Here is a 25,673-nt window from a genome sequence, read left to right as displayed (position 1 = left end):
ACTCGTCTTATTCACCAATCCACTTTTTCATTATGATGGCGAGCACAATTTTGTATTTTAAAACCGTACCTTAGGAGTTTGTAATGACGCTTAACCTAGATGAAGCTAAAATTACCGCAGAAGTATTAACCACAGCGCTGCCTTATATTCAACGCTTTGTTGATAAATTAATTGTGGTTAAATACGGCGGCAATGCCATGACCGACCCTGCGCTTGAAAGCTCCTTTGCCCGTGATATCGTCTTACTAAAAACCGTTGGCATGCATCCCGTGGTCGTACATGGCGGCGGTCCACAAGTGGATAGCCTGCTCAAAGAGCTGGGGCGTCAATCTGACCGTATCGATGGCATGCGTGTCACTGACAAAAGCACCATGGATATCGTCGAGATGGTACTCGGCGGTAGCGTCAATAAATCTATTGTTAGCTTAATCAATAAGCATGGCGGACGCGCCATTGGGTTGACTGGTAAAGATGCCAACTTAATCCAAGCGAAAAAACTGATGATGGAAAAAGTCGGCACAGATGGTGTTGCGGTACCTGTGGATTTAGGATTTGTCGGTGACGTGGTTAGCGTCAATAAAGACGTCATTAACATGCTTATCGCTTCTGACTTCATTCCTGTCATCGCCCCACTTGGCGTCGACGAAGAAGGCAATACTTACAATATCAACGCTGACCTAGTCGCGGGTAAAGTCGCGGAATTTTTACAAGCAGAAAAGCTCATGCTACTGACCAATATCAAAGGCGTATTAGGTCGTGACGGTGAAGTGGTCACCGGATTGACCCCACAGAAAGTCGATAGTTTAATTGAAGATGGTACGATATCGGGCGGCATGATTCCTAAGATTCAATGTGCGCTTGATGCCGTTCGTAGCGGTGTAAAAAGTGCGGTCATCGTTGATGGTCGTGTGCCCCATGCGACCTTGCTTGAAATCTTTACCAATGAAGGCGTTGGTACACTTATCAGTCGTGATATAGATTCAGCGATGAGTTGATAGATTGAGCTTTTGTAGGGTACGTTTTATTCACCGATTGTGATTTATCACCCTTAAATGATGCATAAAATGCACCCTACGCCTACTCTGTTTTTTATAGATAATCCTAGTACATACAGGCTTATTAATACGCACAGAACTCGACGGAGCTATGACTACTATTACCATAGACTTTCATCTTATGATTGCCTTTGCGCTCGGTAAAATACGAGGTCTCATTGTCGTAGCGATCCCCTGTCAAGCGACCGTTTGGCCCTGCCACATAAGCGACGTTAATCTGATCATCACCAACGTTACGGATGACTAAGTTTTGCTCTGGTAATAGCCATAAGCGAAACTCTTTACCATTTTTGATATTACCTGAAAAGCTACCGCAGTAGCTATCCTTGGCGAAGGTAATTTTAGTAGCGGTGTCTGCTGCTTGGGCAGTCATAGTCAGTAAGGGTGCCATAGTTAACGCCGCGATTAACAGTATTTTTTTCATAGCTAGATCCTTTTGAATAATGATAAGTTTGTAGTTAAATAAATTTTATTAGATGATATAACTTAGAATACACCAAATAAAATATAGATTGATGAAAAAATTGTGTGATTAATCAAATATTTTATTAAAAACAGCTTCGTCAAAGCCACAAAGCAATATTGGCTTATCTTTATAGATGCCCTCAATAATAGGTCGTTTAATCATACTGGTATTTTCTATGAGCAAATCAATGACACTCTCTACATCGGCATCAGCCGCTTGTTTTTGCTCATCGGTTAGCTTGCGCCATGTGGTCCCGCGCTTATTAAACACTTTATCAATACCTAGAGCGTCGACCCAACGCTGTACGCTTTGCTTATCGATACCTTGTTTTTTATAATCATGAAAATCATAACTAACGCCTAATTCATCAAGCTTAGTAAAAGCCTTTTTCATTGTGCTGCATGATTTAATACCGTAAACAGTGATGGTCATAGAAGCTCCTAGTCAATTATCATTATGGTATTTACTATACCTAACGCGCATTATTATACCTAAGCGCATCCCTATTTGGTTTATGGCGACAAAACAATCACAGCTGTACCAGTTTTTTCGAATTTGTCACCTTTATCGTGAGCAAACCACCCATCATATCATCGCAATTTTCGCCAAATTACGCTATGCTATGGCATTATTAAATTTCACTCAATTTATCTGTAACCACCAATTCCGAGCCAACTATGAGCAACGCCGTGACAGCAGAAACTGCTAATACTAACCATACCAATAACACTTTTATCGACAACGCCCAGTATCAGCCGCAACTCATTGAAGCACAGCAGCAAGCCAAATGGGCGAGCGACAAGCGCTTTGAAGTAAGCAATGAGCCAAGCGACAAGCCAAGCCGTTATATGCTGTCGATGTTCCCTTATCCAAGCGGCAAGCTGCATATGGGTCACGTGCGTAACTATACCATCTCTGATGTATTAAGCCGTTATTACCGTCTTAAAGGCTATGAAGTCATGCAACCAATGGGTTGGGATGGTTTTGGTCTGCCAGCTGAGAACGCCGCCATTGCCAATCAAACGCCGCCTGCTGAATGGACGTTTGCCAACATTGACAACATGCGCGCGCAGCTCAAACTGCTTGGTTTATCTATTGACTGGTCACGTGAGTTTGCCACTTGTAGCCCTGAGTATTATCAGTGGGAGCAGTGGTTGTTTTTACAGTTATACAAAAAAGGCTTGGTTTATAAAAAGCTTGCCACCGTTAACTGGGATCCGGTCGACAATACCGTCTTAGCCAATGAGCAAGTCATTGACGGTAAAGGCTGGCGTAGTGGCGCTGCGGTCGAAAAGCGCGATATCCCGATGTATTATTTTAACATCACCGATTATGCTGATGAGCTGCTTGATGATTTGGACCAATTAGAAGGTCACTGGCCATCTGAAGTGCTGACCATGCAGCGCAATTGGATTGGTCGTAGTGCCGGTATGGAAGTACACTTTCCTTATGAGTTGGAAGGTGAAACCAACACCTTAGATGTCTTCACTACTCGCCCTGACACCTTGATGGGTGTGACTTATGTGGCAGTTGCGGCCGAGCATCCATTGGCACAATATGCCGCTGAAAAAGATGACGTCATCGCACAATTCAACGCGCTGTGTAAAAAAGGTTCAGTCGCAGAAGCGGACTTGGCCAAAGCTGAAAAAATCGGTATGGATACTGGTCTTACCGTGACGCACCCATTGACCGGTGAAGAAGTGCCCGTTTGGGTCGCCAACTATGTACTGATGAGCTATGGCTCAGGTGCGGTGATGGCGGTTCCTGCCCATGATGAGCGCGATTACGAGTTTGCGACCAAATACAATCTGCCTATCAAACAAGTTATCCAGTCTCCTGATGGTTATGCTGAGTCTGCTATCGCCGAAGCCCAAGCTGATGGTTCTGAGCCAAACCTTGCATATACTGAGCGCAACATCCTAGTCAATTCAGCTGAATTTGACGGCATGGATTTTGATCAAGCGTTTGAAGCCATGCTTGCTAAGCTTGAACCACAAGCACTGGCGAAGAAAAAAATCCAATATCGTCTACGTGACTGGGGTGTTTCTCGCCAGCGTTATTGGGGCTGCCCTATCCCGATGGTCAACTGTGAGCATTGCGGTACGGTACCGGTTGAAGAGCAGGATTTGCCAGTCATCCTACCGACTGATGTCGTACCTGATGGTCGCGGTAATCCGTTGAAAAACATGCCAGAGTTTGTCAATACCACTTGTCCTAAGTGTGGCAACCCTGCTGAGCGTGAGACGGATACCTTTGATACCTTCGTTGAGTCAAGCTGGTACTATGCACGCTTTGCTAGCCCGAACGATACGCAAAATATGGTCAACAAATCTGCTGCCAATAAATGGCTGCCGGTTGACCAATATATCGGCGGTGTAGAGCATGCGGTGATGCATCTACTTTATGCGCGCTTCTTCCATAAATTGATGCGCGATGAGTCTCTAGTATCAGGTGATGAGCCCTTTGCTAATTTAATGACCCAAGGTATGGTGCTTGCGGGTACTTTCTACCGCGTCAATGCCGATGGCAGTACGACATATTATTTCACTGAAGACGTCGATATTGACTATAACGAACGTGGTCAGCCGATTAAAGCGATTTTAAAATCTGATGGACAGCCAGTCACGATTGGTAAAATCGAAAAAATGTCTAAGTCAAAGAATAATGGTGTCGATCCACAAATCACCATTGATAAGTATGGCGCTGATACCGTTCGTCTCTATACGTTATTTACCGCTCCTGCCGATCAAACGCTAGAATGGTCAGATGACGCCCTAAAAGGCCCTTATAACTTTGTCAAAAAAGTATGGCGTATTGCGACCGAACACATGCAGGCAATTGCGGCAGCGAACTTAAGTCTCGAGTCGCTGAATAATGACGCACTCAACACTGACGGTCTGAGCAAAGAGGCGAAAAATTTACGCCGTAAAACGCATGAAACAATTGCTAAGATTGATAGTGACTTGGGAGATCGTCTGGCACTGAACACCCCTGTTTCAAGCTTAATGGAACTTGCCAACGAGCTTGCGAGCTTTAAAGCAACCAATGAGCAAGACCTGCAAGTACAGCATGAGGCACTGATTGACTTGCTGATTATGTTATCAGTCTATGCCCCGCACGTCGGTGAGTACCTGATTGAGCAGCTAGGACTTGATACAGTGACGCTAAATTATCCAGCGGTTGATGAAAGCGCACTGGTGCAAGACATGATTACGATGGTCGTGCAGGTCAATGGTAAAATGCGCGGTAAGATGGATGTCGCCCCTAACAGTGATCCTGAGCAGCTTAAAGCACAGGCGAAGGAAATTGAAGGTGTGGCAAAATTCTTAACGGGCGACATTAAAAAAGAAATTGTCGTCCCTAACAAGTTGGTTAATATTGTGGTTGTAGGCTAGCATTCTTAGGCTTAGTGATTCTATTGCCCTAAGCCTTCTTATCATTTGAGGATAGCGATTATGTCGTATAAGCATCGAGCTGGTCAGTCATATCAAGCCATACTAAATGAGCACAGCACTATCAAAACGTCGCGTAGACAGAAGCTCGCCACCGCGTTACTCGCCAGCTTGCCAATGTTTGCCGTACTCGGTGCTACCACAGCGCTTAGTGGCTGCGGTTTTCAATTGCGTGGCTATGATGCACCAATGTTACTTGATGTGGCCAAAACAGCAGTGATTGTCGAAGATAATCGCACCTCATTTCCGCTGAAACTACCATTGACACGGCGCCTAAAAACCTTAGGGGTTGATGTTATTGACAATATGACTGCGACCGATGTTATTAATAACAATCAACAATCGAGCGCTGAGCCTGTTGCTGCTATTAGCATCAGCAATGTTCGTTTTAAGCGCTATGAGCTGGTCGGTGTCCTCACAGAAATCCGTTTGGTACTATCAGCAGATGTCAGCTATCAAGTCATGGAAAACGGCAAACCTGTCACGCTCACCAATCCTATCCAAGTTGACCGTAGCTATCAATATAACGAAGCCTCTGTCAGTACCGATGACCAACAGGGTGATCAGATTCGTGACTGGTTATATGACAGCTTGGCACGCCGTATCACTGATCAATTCGTTGCTATCTCATTACCAAAAGTCAGTCTTGCTGGTATTAAAACACCCGTGCAGAAAATCGGCAAAGGCTCAGCCTCGACAGCAGTGGTCGTGCCAAATCCTTAACTGTTGACTATTACGTATAGATACCCATTAACTCCGATATTTACTCTCATTAACTGGCGTACCTCTAATCCATGCAAGATACCTTTATTCAAGCCTACCCAAAACTACTGCAGCCTTCCATTGCAGTAGCAGGCTTGTGGCTAGCGCACGGTGATGAGCCATTATTGAGTCAATGGCTTATCGATGCCATGCGCCCGCATTGGCGCGCGCAGAATTATGCCATCAAGCGTATTGAGCTGATATCCGTTAAAAGCTGGCAAGAGGTTTTGTCAGAGCTGGGTAGCCAGTCTTTGTTTGATGATGCAAGCGCGCTCATCGTGACTGGCAATCATAAACCTGACAAAGCCGTTATCGCTGAGCTAGAACGCTTCGCACAGGATGCGCAGACGGGTGCACACAGTCATAGCTTATTATGGTTAACGCCCAAACAAGACAAGCGTTCTCAAAGCAGTAAATGGTTTACACCGTTTGCTCAATACGGTCACGTCATCGATTGCAACTTGTATAACGAGCAACAACGTCAGCAGCTGCTGCAAATACAAGCTCAGCAGTTTGGTCTCAAGCTGTCGCAAGAGGCATGGCAACTGCTCATGTCGCACACCGAACATCATCTCTTAAGTGCGTATCAAACGTTATGGCGATTGTCTTATCTGTTTGCACCGCAATTGATGGCAAATAGCGATGATGCTAAAGAAAACAACCTCTCTACCAAGCCTGCTACCAACGTCGCCTTAGACGTCAAAGATTTACAAGCAGCCTTAGTCAGTGATGCCCAATTTAGCGTGTTTGATTTATCGGATGCGATGCTTGCAGGTAATAGCGCGCAAGTGGCGAAAATCATATTCCAGCTTAAGGCGACTGACGAGCCGACGACTTTAGTACTATGGGCAATCAGCAAAGACATGCGTCAGATTATGCAATTGATGGATGGACAAGACCCGCAAGCACTTGGCATATGGCGGAGCAAGCAAGGCTTATATCAGCAAGCTTGCCGCCGTCAGTCAAAGGCGCAAACTGCCGAATGGCCTGCCCTGCTTTATCGCTGTGACCAAGCCATCAAAGGTCTCGTTCGTCAGCCCGCTTGGGAGCTCTTACTACAGGCAGCATTAGAGTTATCTGGAAAGCGCTTGTTTACCGCTCGCTAACTCTCCATTATTTTTATTCTCTACGCTTTATAAACGCTATACTTCATTCAGTTATTCTAATAATCCATCCTATCCAACGTTGGCTTTTTCATCAGTGCCAGAATGAATTGTCTTCATCAACTTTGAAACTGAGCCTTCACCCATTGTAAAACCACCTTAACCTTTCTTAAACTAATTGCCATTCCCTTTTACTCATGAAGGCTCTACTATAGCTACACTTGATTTCATTGTGATTGGATAGTTGTCATGCGCAAAATAAGCAAAAAGTCTGCTATTAAATGGGCGGTTATCGCCTTAATTATCGTAGCATTAGGGGCTTTGGCCTATACTTTTTTAAAACCAGAAGAAACCACACCTAACTACCTAACTGCAACCGTTGAAGTCGGTGATATTGAAAACAATGTCATGGCATCCGGTAAAGTAAAAGCGTTAAATACGGTCGATGTAGGGGCACAGGTATCTGGTGAAGTCAAACGCCTGTACGTCGAAGTCGGTGACGAAGTGAAACAAGGCGATTTGATTGCGCAGATTGATCAAGTCACGCAAAAAAACAGTCTGAGCAATGAACAAGCCAGTCTTGAACAAAGCGAAGCCGCGCTACAAAGTGCGCAAGCAGAATCATTGAGCAAACAAGCCAGCCTAAAAAGTGCGTATGCTGACCTTGCCAGCCGTCAGTCTGAGCTCAAACAAGCACAGTCTGATTTTGCGCGTTTGCAAGACTTAGTCGCTATCGATGCTATCTCACAGCAAGAATACGACACACAAGCGACCAGTGTTGAGACGGCAAAAGCAGCCGTTGCCAATGCACAAGCGGCTATCGATACAGCAAAAGCCGCGATTGCGACCACCGAAGCCAATATCAATAGCCAGCAGGCGGCGTTACGCAAATCACGAACCAACGTCAGTACCGCTGAAGAAGATTTGAGCTATACCACCATCCGCGCCCCGATATCAGGTACTGTTGTGTCTATTACAACTGAGCAAGGTACCACCGTCAATGCCAACCAAACCGCGCCAACACTAGTGACGCTAGCGGATTTATCGACTGTACGTATCAACGCGCAAATCTCCGAAGCTGACGTTATCAATGTCAGTGCTGGTATGCCCGCCTATTTCAATATCATCGGTAATCCAGACCAGCAGTATGATGCGACACTGACTGCTATCGAGCCTGCTCCAGAGCAAATCAGTAGTACTAGCTCAACAGACGCTGCTATCTATTACGTCGGTTACGTAGAAGTGCCAAACCCTGACCGCTTGTTCCGCATTGATATGACCGCGCAGATTTATATCATTGTCAATGAAGCTAAAGACGCTCTATTAGTACCGTCAACAGTGATACAAGAAAAACGCTCTAAAGGTAAAGAAAAAGGCAAAGCAGCCACTGGTAAGTTTGTACGTGTATTAAAAGAGGATGGAACCGTAGAAGAGCGTACTGTAGAAGTCGGTATCGATAACCGAGTAAACGCGCAAATCTTAAGTGGTTTGAAAGAAGGGGAAGAAGTAATCATCAGTGAAGAAAGCGGTAAGAAATCAGGTAGCGGCCGTATCCCTGGTGGACCTCGAATGTAACTTGTTCTTTGACTATGTTGAATAAAAAAGGGTTTGTTAAATGTAGCAGCCCTTTCATAACAACACTATCACGCTTTTTAGCCTTTATTAAAGACACTGCTATGACTATACATCAACCTCCCAAACCGTCGACTGAAGATAGCTCTGGAAGTAGCACGGCTCAAAACTCAGGGTCACACACTTCTGATAATCATTCAAACAACCCAGATAACTTAGATAACTTAGATAGTTTAGATAGTTTAGATAGTTTAGATAGTTTAGATAGTTTAGATAGTTTAGATAGTTTAGATAACTCATTAAAAACCAATACCGCTAACCATCCTGTATCAGGCAAGCCCATTATGGAATTGTCTGGGATTATCAGAGAGTTCCCCGCTGGTGAGCAAACCATTCGTGTGTTACATGATATCAATCTGACGATTCACCAAGGTGAGATGGTCGCTATCATTGGACAATCAGGCTCTGGTAAGTCCACCTTGATGAATATCTTGGGCTGCTTAGATCAAGCCACTGCTGGCGATTATAAAATTTATGGTCAATCCGCCCGTAAGCTTGATGCCGATCAGCTGGCAGAACTGCGCCGTGAGCATTTTGGTTTTATTTTTCAGCGCTATCACTTGCTTGGCGATATCAGTGCCAAAGATAACGTCGCCGTCCCTGCAGTATATGCGGGCATGGATACCGAAGCTCGTACCAACCGTGCTGAGAAACTATTAACCGACCTCGGCCTTGGCAATAAGGTCAATAACCGTCCCAATCAGCTTTCAGGTGGACAGCAGCAGCGTGTTTCTGTTGCTCGTGCACTGATGAATGGTGGTGACGTGATCTTGGCCGATGAGCCAACGGGTGCCCTAGACAGTAAATCTGGCGAAGACGTCATGGCGATTTTGCATGACCTCAGTGTAAAAGGTCATACCATTATCATGGTCACTCATGATCCAAAATTAGCGGCACAAGCGGAGCGTGTGATTGAGCTAAAAGATGGCTATGTCATCGCTGACTATCAAACTGAACATTATAAGCATACAGACAAGAAACCAGAATCCATCCTTGGTGAGCATCGTAAAAGTGCCTTTGGTAGCTTTATAGATCGATTGCTTGAAGCGTTTAAAATGTCTTTACTTGCCATGCGTGCGCATAAGATGCGTACCCTACTCACTATGCTCGGCATTATCATCGGTATCGCTGCGGTCGTATCTATCGTAGGCCTTGGACAAGGCTCTCAGCAGCAAATCCTTGCCAATATTAGCTCGTTAGGTACCAATACCATCACCGTCAATGATGGCTACCCTAGAGGCGACCCTAGACGCCGCTATAACGATGACAACTTGACACCAGAAGACGCAGAAGCGGTCGGCAATCAGCCATATATTATCAGCGTCAGCCCTCAAGTAAATGCCAACTCTAGCGTGCGCTATCGTAGTATACAAGAGGATGCTACCGTCAACGGCGTTGGCGAAGACTACCTAACTGTCACTGGTGAGACGTTGGCATTGGGCCAAGGGTTTGATGCAAAAAGCATCACATTACGTAGTCAAGATATCATCATCGATGACAATGCCAAACAGACGTTTTTCTCAGATATTGATAATCCTATTGGTGAAGTGATACTGGTTGGTAGTGTGCCTGGACGCGTGATTGGCGTCCTCGAAGAGAGCGATGGTGGCTTTGGTCCTAGTGTGACGACGCCTACCATCTATATGCCTTATACGACGGTGATGTCGCGTGTCACTGGTAGCACCAATATCGATCGTTTTGTGGCGTTGTTAGATGACAGTATCTCTTCTAGTGCAGCAGAGACTGCCATCTCTGACTTGATAGAGAGTCGCCATGGTACAGATGACTTTGAGTTGCGTAATTCCGACTCTATCCGTCAAACCATTGAATCAACGACAGGCACGATGACGCTACTTATCTCATCGGTCGCAGTCATTTCGTTGATAGTTGGCGGTATTGGGGTCATGAACATTATGCTAGTCTCTGTCACCGAGCGCACCAACGAGATTGGTGTACGTATGGCAGTGGGCGCGCGTCAGAGCGATATCATGCAGCAGTTCCTCATCGAGGCCGTTCTAGTCTGTATCTTAGGGGGACTGATTGGTATTGGACTGGCATTTGCTATTGGCGAGCTAATAAACCGTGTCGGCGGTGACAGTTTCAAAGTTATCTACTCATCGACCTCTATTATCGCAGCATTTGTTTGCTCAACGCTCATTGGAGTAGTCTTTGGTTTCTTACCGGCGCGTAATGCTGCCAAACTTGATCCTGTTGAAGCACTGTCTAGAGACTAGTACTGCATTATTAGTAAAATGTATGAGGCAGAAAGGACTAAAAACAGATAAAACGGATGAACTACCCACCACCTAAAGAGGTAGGGGTTTCTTAGGTAATACCCATACTTGATACGATGTTTTGTATCAGCGGTTAGGCAAATGGACTAAGCTAACCCCGTCGCACCGACGGTTTTGAGTGTTGCCAACTTCAATCCTTCGTTTAGGATATTGATACTGGCATTTATGTCTCTATCGTTGGATTGCAAGCAGCTGGGGCAATTCCATGATCTCACCTGTAATGGTAGCTCAGCCTTAGTGAGTAAGTGACCACAGCCTGAGCAGGTCTTAGACGATGGATACCATCGGTCTATTTTGACAAGCGTTTTGCCGTACCATTCAGCCTTGTAGTTCAGCATGGTGGTGAAGGTTGACCATGAGCTATCTGATATGGCTTTAGATAACTTTCTATTCTTAACCATGCCTTTGATGTTTAAGTCCTCAATGGCAATCACATCGTGGTTTTTGATGAGATTGAATGAGAGTTTGTGTAGAAAGTCTTTTCGGCAATTCGTGATACGCTCGTAGACTTTGGCGACTTTAATTTTTTGCTTTTGATAGTTGCGGCTGTCACTGAGTTTGCGCTGATCCGCTTTGGCCACTGCTCTACGCTTGGCCAGTATTTTCTGTTCTCGCGCAAGCTTATGTTGCAGCTTCGATAAAAAGGTAGGATTGGCAACTTTTGTACCGTCCGATAAGACGATAAAGTCGGTCAGTCCTAAATCAATGCCGATGTTAGAGTGGGTTTTTAGCAACGGCTCTACGATAGTTTCAACCAATAGGCTGACGTAGTATTTGCCTGATGTGGTCTTGGATACTGTCGCTGACTTGATTAAGCCACTTACCTTACTTGGGAACTTAGCGGGGATATGACCAATTTTAGGCAGTTTGACAGTGCTGTCTGTGATCGCCACTGTGCCCTTTTGGTTATTGGTGGTGTAGCTGTCACGATGGCCTTTTTTCTTGAATTTTGGGAAGCCTGCGCCTTGCTTGAAAAACTTGTTATAGGCAGCTCTTAGGTTCTGCTGCACATTCGCCAGTGCTAGGCTATCGACTTCTTTAAGCCATTCAAATTCTTTTTTATAGTGAGCAGGAGTGTTTTTAAGCTCGGTCTTATGCTCGTTGTAATGCTCAATCTTGTCACTAAGCATCCTATTCCAGATAAAGCGTGTACAGCCGAATGATTTGGCAAAGAATATTTGCTGACCCTCATTAGGGTATAATCTTACTTTATAGGCTTTTAGGATTTGTTTTGGCATGAAGCTATTGTACCATACCAAAAGTCTGACGCATTCATCCCTCTACTTTAGAAGTAGAGGAATTCTGCGCTGAAATGTTAAAAACCGAAGAAATATGAATTTTTATGCCAGATTTGCACTTTTTTTAAAATGCGGGGTTGTAATTGTCATAATAATATATATAATGTGCTCTCACGTTTAGGGATACAAATTCTTTAAACGAGATAACAAACTTGATGTCTCTGTTGTACTGAAAAGTCGTTATATAGAGAAATTAAGTTTTAGAATTTACGAAAATGTAAGTTCGCTTGCGAAGTTAAAAAGCAGTGCTTTTTTTATAAGCTTCTCAGGACCGATAGCTCAGTTGGTAGAGCAGTTGACTTTTAATCAATTGGTCCCGCGTTCGAGTCGCGGTCGGTCCACCATATTTAGTTTAGTTCTTGTTATTCGTTCTGCCCTATCCGGTAGTTGTTTAATAAGTTTAAAAGACATCATTATGATGTTTAGTTTTTAGAATTTCCCCTTTAAGGAAAATTCTCTTGCATACAATCAGATACATTGATTATATGCATAAGTATTAGAAAATCCTATTTAAAGGATTTTCTCTTGCGAAGCTAAAAAAGCAGTGCTTTTTTTATACGCTTCTCAGGACCGATAGCTCAGTTGGTAGAGCAGTTGACTTTTAATCAATTGGTCCCGCGTTCGAGTCGCGGTCGGTCCACCATATTCCAAAAGCCCAGTCATTAACTATGATGACTGGGCTTTTTTATGGCTTAAATTTGGTTGGTTCATATAACAGCATTAACTTTCTTTTAATAATCCTTAAGTTTTCTTTTCCCTCCCATCAGCTTATGCTTAATGGTATCCGTTATAGTACGAGGCTCTTTTGGAGCTTGTGCTATAAGCATATCAAAAGTTGCTGCATCAATAGCCAACTCACAACCGTGTGCCATCATAACGTTCGACGGGTTTAAGTCTTTTATCTTTTTTAAAGAGGACTTATAGGCTTTTGGATAATGAACAGGGAATGGCGCCACAAATTTATGCTTGAGCTTAATGATTAAGTCAGCCGTATATACTTGCTGAGTAGACACATGCAATAGTGATAAATCTCTATCGGTATGACCGGGAGTTTCTAACACCTGCCAATCCTCAAACCCTATTATTTTATCACCGTCTTTTACGGTCATGTCAGGATATAAATAAGCGGAATACCATAACTTCTTACGCGGACGTCCTTTAAGGTGAGCAACATAATACGCCAGTCCAATATCTGTTAAAAGCATCGCTTTTCCAATAATACCTGCATACCACTGTTTCGGTTTATCAGCAGATACAATCATGCAGCCTGTCGCTTCTCTGAATTTATGCGCCCCACCGGCATGATCTGGATGCATATGAGTGACTACGACTACTTTTAGATCGGTTATTGGACGCTTCAAGTTTTTCTGAATATAGTCAAGAACCATAGAAACATCAGCACGGCAACAGCCGTCTAACAGCATCAATTTATCAGGATACACGGCTAAATAGATGCTCTGAATATATCCGTCTAGGCGTACAATTTCACATAAACTCATTTGTATTCCTTGCCTCATCAATCATTATTGTTATGAGGCTTCCTTTTATTTTTTAGAAGAGGCAACTTTAGTATAGCTCCCATGAATCTTAATTAAATAACTTTGAGTGAACGCTTGTGACTATAAATAGTTAGCCTTGTATAGTATTTGAACGAAAAACTTATAAACTTATTATCGAAAAAAGCAAAAACTCAGCACAGAGGCTGAGTTTAGGATAAAGCATTTGATTATTGAGATTGTAGTCAGGATTGTTTAAACAAAGCTGACCTTTGCTAGGTTAACTATGCGAGATCTCGAACCTTTGGCTCACGCTCCCACAGACGCGATTTGGCATTTTCAATAAAGGTATCTAACTCAACCAATGGCGTGACAAAGCTATCTTTTTCGATAGGTAACTTACTTAAGATAAATTCATCGGTGGCACCGCAATAAGCAATCGCTTTACAATGTCCATAAGCATCGTTAAACCAATCTAATGCTGAGCTGTCTTTGGCAAGCTTCTTAGCTTGATCAGGCATGATGATACTAACGACTGCATCAAACATCACTGAAGGCCCACCAGCAAGACGCTCATCTGCTTGTATGCGTGTATCGTCATCCAACACAACTTCTTTATTAGGTGCAACGATTTTTACACTAGCGCCCTGCTCTTTTGCCGCATCTTCAAACTTTTTGATTTCACTGTGTTTGGAGCCATCAGCGACCAAGATACCAATCAAACGCCCTTTTAAACTCTTAGGAGTCAGACCAATTGTTTGTACTGCATCGGAAGTCGCCATATCTTGTACTGGAGCGGCTGCGTCAGCGGGTTCTGGCAATTCCATACCAAGCGCTTTGGCCACACGATTTGCCAAGTCTTCATCGATATGTGGCAAATGACTTAGCATACGAGTACGTACATGTGCCGTATCCACTTTACCAAGCTCAAACGCGTAAGCAGAAGCAATATGTGCTTGCTCAGCCGGCGTTTGACTGCGATAGAACATACGCGGTTGACTATAATGATCCGCGAAGCTCTCTGCACGCACGCGCCCTTTCACGCCATCATCTAACTGCTCATGGAATGACTCAAAACCATGCTTAACACTTTCACGTGGTCTGGTTGGATCTAAGCTTTGCGGCTCATAAAGAGTACGTGTTTTAGGCACTTGCATCTGCATATGACCGTCTTGCTGATTGTTAGCAAACGGACACTTTGGTGCATTGATAGGAATTTGGGCAAAGTTTGGCGAGCCTAAACGTGACAGCTGCGTATCTAAATAACTAAATAAACGACCTTGTAATAATGGGTCATTACTAAAGTCGATACCAGGTGGCAAGTGTGATGGACAGAACGCGACTTGCTCCGTTTCCGCAAAGAAATTATCAGGATAACGATTGAGTACCATTTTACCGACTACTTTCACTGGTACCATTTCTTCTGGAATCAGTTTAGTAGCGTCTAAATGGTCAAATGGGAATTCATTGGCTTCTTCTTCGGTAAATAACTGGACGCCAAACTCCCATTCAGGATAGTCGCCGTTATTAATTGATTCAAACAAATCACGACGATGATAGTCAGGATCAGCGCCTGAGATTTTTACTGCCTCATCCCACGTAGTTGACTGTACGCCCAATACTGGCTTCCAATGGAAACGCACAAAGGTACTCTTACCATCTTTATTAATCAAACGATAGCTGTGAATGCCAAAACCTTCCATCATGCGTAAGCTACGTGGCAGAGCGCGATCACTCATCAGCCAGATTAGATTATGCATGGTCTCAGGACTTAACGACACAAAATCCCAGAACGTATCATGGGCAGATGCTGCTTGCGGGAAGCCGCGATCAGGCTCTGGTTTTACCGCATGGATAAGGTCTGGGAATTTCATCGCATCTTGAATAAAGAAGATTGGCATGTTGTTACCAACGATATCCCAGTTACCTTCTTCGGTATAGATCTTCACGGCAAAACCGCGTACATCACGTGGCGTATCTTTAGAGCCTTTATTACCAGCAACCGTAGAAAAGCGCGTAAACAATGGCGTCTGTTTACCAGTTTCGGTCAAAATTTTCGCCGTAGTATATTCTTCTAATGTCTCTGTCAGTTCAAAATACCCGTGCGCAGCACTACCACGCGCATGAACAATACGCTCAGGAATACGTTCATGGTCAAAATGATGAATCTTTTCACGCAGTACAAAATCTTCTAATAGAGTCGGCCCACGCGCACCTACTTTTAGAGAGTTTTGGTTATCAGAAATAGCGACGCCCTGCTGGGTCGTTAAAACTTTAGTGTCATCACCTGCGCGCTGATGAGTCTCGCCCCCGTTACCACGTTCAGTATTCATATTGTTAGCGGGGTCGGTATGATCTAGATTCTTATTCATAATATATCCTAGCTAATGAGTAAAATGGTCTCTTTTGAGACCATCAAAAAGCCATTACACAGTATTTTTATCCTTGGAGCTTCATAGTGACTTCAACTGTCAATTGCTTATCTGTGTATTAGCACTGTTTGATTTGAAAAACATGCTCATCAATTATATTACTTAAAAAAACCAATCAGTTATGTCACATATATCGTTAAGCGTGTTGATATTTGGTTAAATTCTATACACTTAACATCGAGTCTGTAGCCGTCTTTGAAATTGTAGGTATTAATAATGAGTTATTGTCATGCAGACATTCTTTCAGGTATGCTTTGATAAAGGCTTACACATCGATGATAAATAAATGGACAGTGTCTTTAGCCACATATTTATCTCTCTTCTATTAAATTATGAGGCTATCTATTATGTTACTTACATCGTTGACCACATCTAACTTATCATCCGATTCTTCATCCAACTCTTCACCTAAGCGAATCTGCTCATTAATGCTTGCAACCTCGATGGGTTTGATAGCACTGAGCGTTAGCCAAACGGCAGCCGCCATTATTACCAAAGATATTACCTATACGGTGGACGAGCAGCCTTACCAAGGCTATTATGCAAAAGCAGATAAAGCCAATGCGCCTTTTATCTTGCTCATTCATGATTGGGATGGGCTAACAGACTATGAGCGCAAACGTGCCGACATGTTGGCTAAGCAAGGCTACAACGTGTTCGCAGCAGATATGTTTGGCACTGGTGTTCGTCCCACTGAGTTGGCAGATAAGAAGCGCCTAACCGCAGCGCTATATGATGACCGCAGCAAAATGCGCCGTTTACTGCAAGGGGCATTAAATGCAGGGCAAGAGCAAGGTAATAACGTCCGTGAAGGCGTGACGATGGGCTATTGTTTTGGTGGTAGTGTGGCCTTAGAGCTTGCGCGTTCAGGATTTCCGCAAAAAGCGTTTGTGCCTTTTCATGGGGGGCTTGAGCTGCCAGCGGGTCAAACTTATGATAAAACGAAGGGCCAGATTTTAGTCTTTCATGGCAGTGCCGACGAAGCCGTGCCGTTAGAGGACTTTACCGCTCTTGGTAAGACGTTAGAAGCCAGTAAAGTACCTCATGAGATACTGACTTATAGCGGTGCAGTCCATGCCTTCACTGACTTCAATAATCCTGATAGATACGATGCTCGTGCCGATGAGCGCTCTTGGAGACGTTATACAGATTTTTTAGCTAATGCATATAAATAACTTTAGTTTGTACCCTATAAGAAGAGCGAACCTTATTTATTAACCAGTCTGTTAGAAGACAAGGAAGTCATTCATGTTACTAAAGAACGAATTATTACGTGAGCGCATTAGATTATTAGGATCATTCTTAGGTGAGGCAATTTCTCGCCAATCTGGAGAAGACACGCTAAATACCATTGAAACCTTGCGTAAAGGCTTTATTCAGGAGCGCCGTGAGCATAATGAAGCGCACAAACAGCAACTCATCGACCTCATCGCCTCGTTAGACAATCAAACGTTAAAAAACGTCATTCGTGCGTTCTCTATATACTTTTTCCTCGCAAATTTGACTGAAGAAAACTATCTACGTGAGCAGCGCCGTACCATGCGTGCCGAGTCTAACCAAAGCTGGGAAGGCTCCTTTCGCCGCACCTTATTAGAGTGCCGTGAACGTAATATTGAACCTAATCAAATAAAAGAGCTCATCGATCACCTTAAATTTATTCCCGTCTTTACGGCGCACCCTACCGAAGCTCGTAGACGCACCACCATGAATATCTTGCAAACGCTATATGAGCATACAGATGCCATGAGCGATTATCCCGAAGGCAGCGTAGCCTTTGAGCAAGCGAAGCAAAAAACCGCCGAAACCATCGACTTGCTTTGGTCGTCAGACGAAGTCCGTACTCGCAAACCATTGGTCTACGATGAAATAAACAATGGCTTACACTATTTCAATGCCAGCTTATTCACCGCCATTCCAAAGGTATATCGCAATACCAAAGCCGCCATTATCGATATTTATCCTGAACTCACTGACTATCCTCTACCCGCCTTTGTCAGCTTTGGCTCTTGGATTGGTGGTGATAGAGATGGTAATCCCTTCGTCACTCACGAAACTACCGAGATGGCAGTATTGATGCATGCCAACGCGGTGCTCCGCCATTACCAGGTCTTAGTCAGAAAACTGCGCCGCGAGCTTATCCATAGCGACACCATTGTTGACATTTCATCAGATATATACGCCCGCATCAAAGACTACAGCGAGCTTGATCAAAAAGTCTTTTACTATAATCCTGACGATTACAACAACGAGCCGTATAGAAGGTTACTATCCATCATTCTTGCCAAAATAAAGGCAACCAACCAGCATATACAGAGTCAAGGGACGGACGTAGAGGCTGCACAAGATGCTTATGTGGCGCCACAGGCCTTGTTAGATGACTTGCGCATCATCCGTAAAAGTGTCAATAAACATGATAAGGCACATGGAGAAGGCTTGCTGCTTGATACCATTCGCTTGGTAAAAACCTGCGGGTTTCATTTGGCGTCTCTCGATATCCGCCAAGATTCAGGGTATCACGGCGAAGTCATTGCTGACATTTTTGCCAGTGCTTCCAACTTACCAGACTATCAATCACTCAGCGAAACAGAGCGCCAACAGTGGCTGACGCGTTTATTGAAAAACCCTGGCACACCGCTTATTTATAACGATAATTTAAGCGAGCAGACGCGTGAACAGCTTAACTTGATGAACTCTGTGGCGAAACTGCGCAAACTGGTTGGTGAAGATACTTTTGGTAGCTATGTTATCTCCATGACCAATAACGCCAGTCAACTGTTAGAAGTGCTTCTACTGATGCGTTTTGCGGGCTTATCTGGCATCAATAATGAAGGTCATTTATTTGCTGCCTTACCTGTTGCCCCCTTATTTGAAACCATTGAAGATCTTAAAAATATTGACAAGATCATGCCAACGATTTTAGAAAACCCGCTATATCGTGAGCTACTCGAGCACTCAGGTAACCTGCAAGAAATCATGCTTGGCTACTCAGATTCTTCAAAAGATGGCGGCATTATTACCTCTGCTTGGCAGCTGTATAGCGCTCAGCAAACCATTACCAATATTGCCAATAAATATGGCATCAGTACAAGGCTGTTTCATGGCCGCGGTGGCTCTGTCAGTCGCGGGGGCGGCTCCACCCACCAAGCCATCGCCGCCCAACCTGCGGGCACCTTAAACGGTCAAATCAAGTTCACTGAGCAAGGCGAAGTGCTTTACGCTAAGTATGCCAATCCAGATACGGCGGTCTTTGAATTAACCATGGGAATCACTGGTGCGCTAAAAGCCAGCTCATCACGATTTGTGGCACAACCAACACAGCTTGATAGCTATGAAACCCTATTTGCTCGTTTGGCAGATGCTGGTGAACAGCAATACCGTGCCCTGACTGATAACACAGAAGGCTTCTATAAATTTTATTCTGAAGCCACACCTGTACAAGAAATCTCATTGCTGAATATTGGCTCACGCCCTGCCCATCGTAAAAAAGGACTGCCAAGTAAGTCTACCATTAGGGCGATACCTTGGGTATTTGGCTGGTCATTGGCTCGCTTTACCCTACCTGCTTGGTACGGAGTGGGCAGCGCTTTGGATAGTGTCAAACAAGATGAAAGCCTGATGAAGGAGATGAATAAAAACTGGCCATTTTTCAGTGCCTTTATCAGCAATATTGAAATGGCCTTTACCAAATCTGAGATGAGTATTGCCCGTGCATACAGCCAATTATGTGAGGATGAAACCTTACGCGAGCAAATAATGCAGGCAGTCATTGATGAGCATGAACTTACCAACGCAGGTCTTAACTCATTGCTAGATCAAGAGTCTTTACTTGCAAACCAACAAGACTTGGCCCATTCCTTGGAGTGGCGTAATGCCTACTTAGACCCGATTAATTATATTCAAATCGAGCTACTCAAACGCATGCGCCAAAAAGATACAACAGAGGATAAACTCGCTGTAGAAGACCCTTTAATTCGTAGTATCAACGCCTTAGCCGCAGGATTACGCAATACAGGCTAGGATTAAGAATAGCAATATCCTTAACGGTTTGAACCAGCTTCCTAACTGAGTTGATTCAGTTTAAAAATAGTACAGTACTGCTGGAATGAATTTTTTGAAGCCTCTGGAGTGCGAAGCGCACAGCAAGCGAAAAAAATTTATACCAGCAGCACGCTAATAAAGATATGTTTCTTTTATATCGAACTCACTCTATTGCAGTATGTCAACTCAGTTTTTTATTCATAGTTTGAAAATAACTTTTAATCTGATAATAACTTTTGAAAGACTAGTATTTGATTGTTTGCAGGCATCGCATATCTCTCATTTAATATTAAACGATGTTGTTCTGCTAATTCTATGATGTCTTCAAAATTGCGAATGCCACTGTTTACATCACGCTGCCGTAAGCTAATATCAAACTGCTGGTTACTCCCACTGGTATAGTGTCCGTTTTCGTTAAATGGCCCGTATACGATCAGCTTTCCGTGTGCAGGTAGTACGCCTCCAACCAAGTTAAATAATTGCTCAACCAAAGGCCAAGAGATTATATGCAGAGTATTGGCCATAAATACCGCATCATAAGGTGCAGCAACAGCCTTATTCACTGGCACGGGATCATGAGCTAAATTAAAAGCAAGCGGTGCATATAAGTTAGCGGCAGGATGAGCAGCATGCCACGCATTGATACTTGCATGATTATTGACAACATCACTAGTTTGCCATGTCAAATGCGCTATTCTGGGTGCAAAATAGACGCTATGTTGGCCAGTACCTGAGCCAATCTCTAACACATGCAGGGAGTCTTTTAGCTCTTTTTGCAAAACAGATAGGATTGGCTGCTTATTGTTCTCACAAGCTTGTGAAAAGGGTAAGTTAGCTGTCATATTAATAAATACCTGCTTCTAATCCAGCGGCAAGCGTCATGGCAAGCTCTTCCACTTGCTCAGTAAAGCTGTCTTGCCAATCACCTTGTAAGATCAATGCTTCTTGAATCCACTCCCAGCGCAGTCCAGTGGTAATGGTCTTCATAGCAAGTTTGGTACCTGTACCATCATGTCCTGCTCGAATATATAAGGCAAACGGCATACCCTGTTTCTCTTCCAATACAGGATAATAGCAACGATCAAAGAAATCCTTGGTTAGCCCCGCCATATAAGCCAAGTTTTCTGTCGTCCCTAGCAATAGCGCATCTGCTGCCAGTACATCTTCAGGCTGTGTGTCCTGTGGCGACTTTAGGATGACATTAATATCTATATCAGGATGATTAGCCCCGTCATAAGCCGCTTGTGCTAATTTTTTTGTATTAGGCGATGGTGCATGCGCTACAATAAGTAAAGTTTTGGTAGCCATATCAATTACCGCCCGTATGGTTAAGCGTCACGTTCTGTATGATGTCAGGATGTATGCTTTGAGCGACAGGGCACGTAAGCGCAGTGTTATAGAATATTTTTTGCGTTTTATCGTCTAGCTGTTGATTAAAAGTAATAGCGATATGTACTTCACTGACACGTCTGGGATCAGCTAGCATGACTTTAGTCACTTCAGCAGTAGTACCTGCGATATTAATCTTCATATCACGAGCTTTGATACCAACAATGGTCAGCATACAACTGGCTAAGCTCGTCGCCAATAAATCAGTCGGCGAAAAAGCTTCACCCTTTCCTTGATTGTCAGTTGGTGCATCGGTGATGATTTCATTGTTTGACTGTAAATGAATGGCGCTAGTGCGTAAGTCACCTTGATACGTTACTTTTGAAGTTGTCATATTATTACCCTACTTTTAAATTGACTTCTTTGTAATTAATTTAGTTGAAATTTTTGTATTCTTCACTATTCATACCTCGAACCATTTTAATAGATGTGCGATAAGTAATGATTATAGAGAAATATCACACTTATTTGTACGAATTCGAAAGTAATAACTTGATATCCTACATTTGCCCACTATAATTGTTGAATTAATATATTGTGATACAGCCAAACCTCGAAGGGGTAAATTTAATGAATATTCATGACCTATCTGAATATCAGTTATATAAACTGAAGTCTATAGATCCTACTCTCAGTTTAGACTGGTCTGAAGTTGTAAACAGCATCGTTCCAAAACTAAATCAGCAAGGTCAAGACACAGTTTATGAAAATATATTAAAACCACGAGGTATTTTTCTTAACTCTGAAAACAATCTAGTTCATAAAAGCCCTGATACATTGAGACAAACTTTAGAAAATTTTTATACAAACAATCAAGAACTAACTGCTATTTCACGGCATATGTTAAAAATTATCGACCCAAGCATTAACGCTTACAACGCTATCAAGCTGGCTGATGAAGTCGAAGCAGTTCTTAGCTATCTTGATAGTTTAGACATAAATAATATCATCTCTGATCAGAAATATAGGCAAAGAATACGGATAGCATTTCTGTATGATTTGGCTATATGGATAGATAGTATTGCTCTAGAAATTAAACCAGGTCTACGTAAACTGGATACTAATATCATCAAGTCCTACTTCAAAGAAGTTTTTATTAAACAACAAATACAAGGACGCGACTTTCGTAATTGGGACTCATCAGATCTTAGCTTTCAAGAGCTCACACATCTTCCCTCCTTTATCAAAAAAGAAGGGAAAGACAGAAAATTCTTTATTGTGGAAGGACAGGATTATTGGTTTTTAATTGGTAGTGCAAATAAAGTTGACAAAAATGCTTATTCTTTCCGTCGATTTCTTTACGAAGATGAAAGTGGTAATAACATCAAAAAGTATATCTACTTAACTCATATAGTTCTTAAAAAAAACCAAATGCATGATCATCAATATATGGAGCATGCTGCCTACTGTATGACAAGGCTATATACACTTGATGTAGGTGTCTCGGACACACTGCTGAGATCTGTGCATGAGATTCAACAGTTATATCAAAACTACCTACAACCTTTACTAAGAGCACCTCTTGAACAAGATGGCAGCAACCCAGAGATTGTAATTAGAGAGCGCTTGATCAAATTTGAAAAGCAGTTATCTATACTGATACTGCAAAAACTACCTGGAATGATCGAAGTAGCACTTCACGATGTAAATGATCAAGACTATTTATTTTATCATCTAGATCAGTTGATAAAAAAAATGAGTGAAAATGTTGAAGATTTTCGATTACAGCCTTTTTCTATGTACTCAACCAGTAGTGAAATAATGGCTGTAAAGTTAACCTCTATGGCACAATTATTAAATAAATCACGTAGCCTACTTTGCTCTCAAGAGAAAACAGTAGGTGATCATACCGAAACTATGAAAGCAACATTAGAAATCATAAAAGCAAATCTTGAAGAAACTGAGGATTCCATAGAAAACTTGAAATCTTTAAAGGATAGTATAGACGATTATAGATATATAAAAGAAAACGGTAGATTCTGGCAAAAACTGATATCTCGAAAAGCTCCTGAATACTCATTAGAAGATATATATGAAATGGAGCAAAGCTTGCAAGAAGATTTTTTTATGTCAACCGTTCGTTTGGCTAAAATACAAAATGAAAGTATGATTTACGTCGAATTTGAATGTAATCGCATCATTAATGAGCACTATAGGCATTATGCCATTGCAGACGGTAAGCTAGGAATAACTCGTTTGCCAAGGATACTGCGCTTGAATGAGGATAAAAGTAAATTCAATATAGAATCTATAAGAGATGTAATATATCAAGATCTTTTTAAATCTAACCAACAATGGAACCCGCATAACGCTTGATTAAGACCTTATACCCTCCACCCTCCCCTCCTTAAACCGAGGGGATTCCTACCGCTAGACGCTCAAGCCCAAGCATAAGCATAAGAGTATTTTTGGCCGCATTAACATCGCGTTCATGAGTGAAACCGTACTCGCAAAGCCATTCTCTTGTTCGCAAACCTGTTCTACCTCTTGGACTGTTTTGGCGTGAGTCTCAACAACAACAGGGCTGGGTGGTGGAGCTTTCATTCACTATAATATAGGTATTAAATTATAAAATACTTTCTAAGTCTGAAGCTACTCTAACATTAACGCTACAACGCTTCATTCTCAGTTTAATCATAAAGAGAACTCAACAACCCTTTACACATCACCAATATTTATAATAAATAACAGCGCCTAAAATTTTATAGAATAATTGAGATTTCAAATTTTAATTTATTAAAAGTAGGTAGCTGATTATGCTAAAAAAATTATTCAAACCCAAGTACGTTAAGTTCGATGACAAATATACCACGCTAAGTCCAGAAGATCAGCAGACGATGGAGATGATCACCGCTGACATACGCGAATATGTTGAAAAAAGTAAAGAAGCCAACGATCTTGACCACCATACCCGCGCTGTCCATGCCAAGAGCTATTGCGGACTCAAAGCAAAGTTTGAGATTTTGGATAATTTGCCCAAAGAGTACGCGCAAGGACTGTATGCAAAAGCAGGTATTCACGATGCGGTGATTCGGTTCTCTAACGCGGCGGCAGGTGTGGATGCGGATAGAAGGTTGGGCTTAGGACAAGGCTTAGCGATCAAAATATTCGATGTACCGGGCAAAAAGCTGACTCCTGGTGAAGAGGACTGTACCACCTTTGATTATGCGCTAGTGAATGGGCCTATCTTTTTTACCAACAGCCTAAAAGATTACGCCTATCTATCTAAACTGAACTTTGAGTTAAACAGCTATTTAGGCGATGGCTTGCTAGGTAAAGGTAAACTAGTCTTTGATTGGCTAACCAAATACGGCAAAGCGTTTCCCAATGTAGAAGCTGTAAGGACCTTAAATGCCTTTAGAAAGCTCGCTACCATTCCACCAAAGAACGCTTGGCTATATGATTACTTCTCACAAGGCGCGTGTCGTCATGGCGACTACATGGCAAAAATTAGAATAACCCCTACTAAAGCGTCCGCTGCCAAGATCAAACGTCGTGACATTCATTTATTCACAGAAGATGAGGCTATTCGTCCTGTTATTATTAAAGAGATTCAAGAACACGATTATCAGTTCAATGTACAAATTCAGTTATGTCGTAATCTTAAAAAGCAACCTATCGAGACACTGACTAAAGAATGGGACGAATCTGATGCACCTTTCGTCACAGTAGCGACCCTAACCGTACCTTGTCAGGAGGTGCCAGACGATCGCAATATAGAAGCGATAGAGAACCTGAGCTTTACGACCTTTAGATGCTTAGAAGAGAATCGCCCTATAGGAGTCATTCAAACCTCACGTCTGCAAGCCTATAAGACGTCTTCTGATACCCGTCATAAACTAAACGGTATAAGACGTAAAGAGCCTAGTAGTTTAAAAGAAGTGTTTGATAAATCAACTACTAAATAATACCATTCCCAAAAATTAGAGTAACGCAGAAAAATTGTGCAAGTACTACACCTAGTAGGCTTAGCAAATTTGACAACGTTAATTGCACTTTTTGGGTTTGGTATAACTATGCTGTTCATGGTAATAGTCTAAATCAAAACGACAAAAACCATCATTCTTACGAGTGATGGTTTTTTTATATACGAAAATGAAAGACAAAAGAAAACCCCCTTAGCAATTAAGCCAAGGGGGTTTTACTTTTAGAATAGAGAGCTGACGATGACCTACTCTCACATGGCCGGGGCCACACTACCATTGGCGCGATGATGTTTCACTTCTGAGTTCGGGAAGGGATCAGGTGGTGCCATC

General features: G+C 42.8%; 18 protein-coding genes, 2 tRNA genes and 1 rRNA gene. 12 read left to right on the top strand and 9 right to left on the bottom strand.

The window, feature by feature from the left end; all coding sequences use genetic code 11:
* Positions 1-83: 83 nt before the first annotated feature.
* Complete coding sequence (gene argB, locus QL919_RS07030; RefSeq protein ID WP_290188848.1) at positions 84-995, top strand: acetylglutamate kinase; 912 nt, start codon at positions 84-86, stop codon at positions 993-995.
* Between the two features lie 124 nt (positions 996-1,119).
* On the opposite strand, the gene QL919_RS07025 is transcribed toward argB, so the two are convergent.
* Together QL919_RS07025 and QL919_RS07020 are read right to left on the bottom strand one after the other, a co-directional pair.
* Complete coding sequence (locus QL919_RS07025; protein WP_290188847.1) at positions 1,120-1,479, bottom strand: hypothetical protein; 360 nt, start codon at positions 1,477-1,479, stop codon at positions 1,120-1,122.
* Positions 1,480-1,587: 108 nt separating this feature from the next.
* Positions 1,588-1,953: a Spx/MgsR family RNA polymerase-binding regulatory protein gene (locus QL919_RS07020; protein ID WP_290188846.1), complete on the bottom strand. Its 366-nt coding sequence runs from the start codon at positions 1,951-1,953 to the stop codon at positions 1,588-1,590.
* 245 nt (positions 1,954-2,198) lie between these two features.
* On the opposite strand from QL919_RS07020, the gene leuS reads away from it, so the two are divergent.
* The 5 genes from leuS (at position 2,199) to QL919_RS06995 (ending at position 10,704) form a co-directional block, all read left to right on the top strand.
* A complete protein-coding gene (gene leuS / locus QL919_RS07015) occupies positions 2,199-4,916 on the top strand; it encodes a leucine--tRNA ligase (RefSeq protein ID WP_290188845.1) in 2,718 nt (905 codons plus the stop codon).
* A gap of 60 nt (positions 4,917-4,976) precedes the next feature.
* Positions 4,977-5,696 (top strand): hypothetical protein, encoded by a 720-nt coding sequence (locus tag QL919_RS07010; protein ID WP_290188844.1) that lies wholly within the window; start codon positions 4,977-4,979, stop codon positions 5,694-5,696.
* 71 nt (positions 5,697-5,767) lie between these two features.
* The gene (locus tag QL919_RS07005) at positions 5,768-6,841 is read left to right on the top strand and encodes a DNA polymerase III subunit delta (protein ID WP_290188843.1); all 1,074 of its coding nucleotides are present in this window, start codon (positions 5,768-5,770) and stop codon (positions 6,839-6,841) included.
* A gap of 246 nt (positions 6,842-7,087) precedes the next feature.
* Positions 7,088-8,413 (top strand): efflux RND transporter periplasmic adaptor subunit, encoded by a 1,326-nt coding sequence (locus QL919_RS07000; RefSeq protein WP_290188842.1) that lies wholly within the window; start codon positions 7,088-7,090, stop codon positions 8,411-8,413.
* 341 nt (positions 8,414-8,754) lie between these two features.
* A complete protein-coding gene (locus tag QL919_RS06995; protein WP_290188897.1) occupies positions 8,755-10,704 on the top strand; it encodes a MacB family efflux pump subunit in 1,950 nt (649 codons plus the stop codon).
* 146 nt (positions 10,705-10,850) lie between these two features.
* Here the strand turns inward: QL919_RS06995 and tnpB are convergent, their stop codons facing one another.
* The gene (gene tnpB, locus QL919_RS06990) at positions 10,851-12,002 is read right to left on the bottom strand and encodes an IS200/IS605 family element RNA-guided endonuclease TnpB (RefSeq protein WP_290188841.1); all 1,152 of its coding nucleotides are present in this window, start codon (positions 12,000-12,002) and stop codon (positions 10,851-10,853) included.
* Between the two features lie 328 nt (positions 12,003-12,330).
* Between tnpB and QL919_RS06985 the strand changes: the two genes are divergently transcribed.
* Together QL919_RS06985 and QL919_RS06980 are read left to right on the top strand one after the other, a co-directional pair.
* Positions 12,331-12,406 (top strand) — tRNA-Lys (locus tag QL919_RS06985).
* Positions 12,407-12,629: 223 nt separating this feature from the next.
* Positions 12,630-12,705, top strand: a tRNA-Lys gene (locus QL919_RS06980).
* A gap of 88 nt (positions 12,706-12,793) precedes the next feature.
* Here QL919_RS06980 and QL919_RS06975 read toward each other — a convergent pair.
* Positions 12,794-13,561, bottom strand: a complete 768-nt coding sequence (locus QL919_RS06975) for an MBL fold metallo-hydrolase (RefSeq protein ID WP_290188840.1) — start codon at positions 13,559-13,561, stop codon at positions 12,794-12,796.
* 281 nt (positions 13,562-13,842) lie between these two features.
* On the bottom strand, positions 13,843-15,930 hold the full coding sequence (locus QL919_RS06970) for a catalase (protein WP_290188839.1): 2,088 nt from the start codon (positions 15,928-15,930) through the stop codon (positions 13,843-13,845).
* A 407-nt stretch (positions 15,931-16,337) separates the two neighbouring features.
* On the opposite strand from QL919_RS06970, the gene QL919_RS06965 reads away from it, so the two are divergent.
* Together QL919_RS06965 and ppc are read left to right on the top strand one after the other, a co-directional pair.
* Positions 16,338-17,165, top strand: coding sequence for a dienelactone hydrolase family protein (locus tag QL919_RS06965; protein WP_290188838.1), 828 nt, complete (start codon positions 16,338-16,340; stop codon positions 17,163-17,165).
* 73 nt (positions 17,166-17,238) lie between these two features.
* On the top strand, positions 17,239-20,007 hold the full coding sequence (gene ppc / locus QL919_RS06960) for a phosphoenolpyruvate carboxylase (RefSeq protein WP_290188837.1): 2,769 nt from the start codon (positions 17,239-17,241) through the stop codon (positions 20,005-20,007).
* A 239-nt stretch (positions 20,008-20,246) separates the two neighbouring features.
* Here the strand turns inward: ppc and QL919_RS06955 are convergent, their stop codons facing one another.
* Genes QL919_RS06955 through QL919_RS06945 form a run of 3 tightly spaced genes read right to left on the bottom strand, consistent with a single transcriptional unit; the run spans position 20,247 to position 21,751 of the window.
* Positions 20,247-20,870: a DUF938 domain-containing protein gene (locus tag QL919_RS06955; RefSeq protein ID WP_290188836.1), complete on the bottom strand. Its 624-nt coding sequence runs from the start codon at positions 20,868-20,870 to the stop codon at positions 20,247-20,249.
* A 1-nt stretch (position 20,871) separates the two neighbouring features.
* A complete protein-coding gene (locus QL919_RS06950; RefSeq protein WP_290188835.1) occupies positions 20,872-21,336 on the bottom strand; it encodes a flavodoxin family protein in 465 nt (154 codons plus the stop codon).
* A gap of 1 nt (position 21,337) precedes the next feature.
* On the bottom strand, positions 21,338-21,751 hold the full coding sequence (locus QL919_RS06945) for an OsmC family protein (protein WP_290188834.1): 414 nt from the start codon (positions 21,749-21,751) through the stop codon (positions 21,338-21,340).
* Positions 21,752-21,987: 236 nt separating this feature from the next.
* On the opposite strand from QL919_RS06945, the gene QL919_RS06940 reads away from it, so the two are divergent.
* A complete protein-coding gene (locus QL919_RS06940; protein ID WP_290188833.1) occupies positions 21,988-23,733 on the top strand; it encodes a hypothetical protein in 1,746 nt (581 codons plus the stop codon).
* Positions 23,734-24,173: 440 nt separating this feature from the next.
* Entirely contained in the window at positions 24,174-25,325 is a 1,152-nt protein-coding gene (locus QL919_RS06935) for a catalase family protein (protein WP_290188832.1), read from the top strand.
* A 250-nt stretch (positions 25,326-25,575) separates the two neighbouring features.
* Here the strand turns inward: QL919_RS06935 and rrf are convergent.
* Positions 25,576-25,673: ribosomal RNA gene (gene rrf, locus QL919_RS06930) — 5S ribosomal RNA — on the bottom strand; the annotation flags it as partial.

Origin of the sequence: Psychrobacter sp. APC 3426 (assembly GCF_030408035.1) — a bacterium.
GTDB lineage: Bacteria > Pseudomonadota > Gammaproteobacteria > Pseudomonadales > Moraxellaceae > Psychrobacter.
This window is presented reverse-complemented; position numbering and strand designations above follow the sequence as displayed.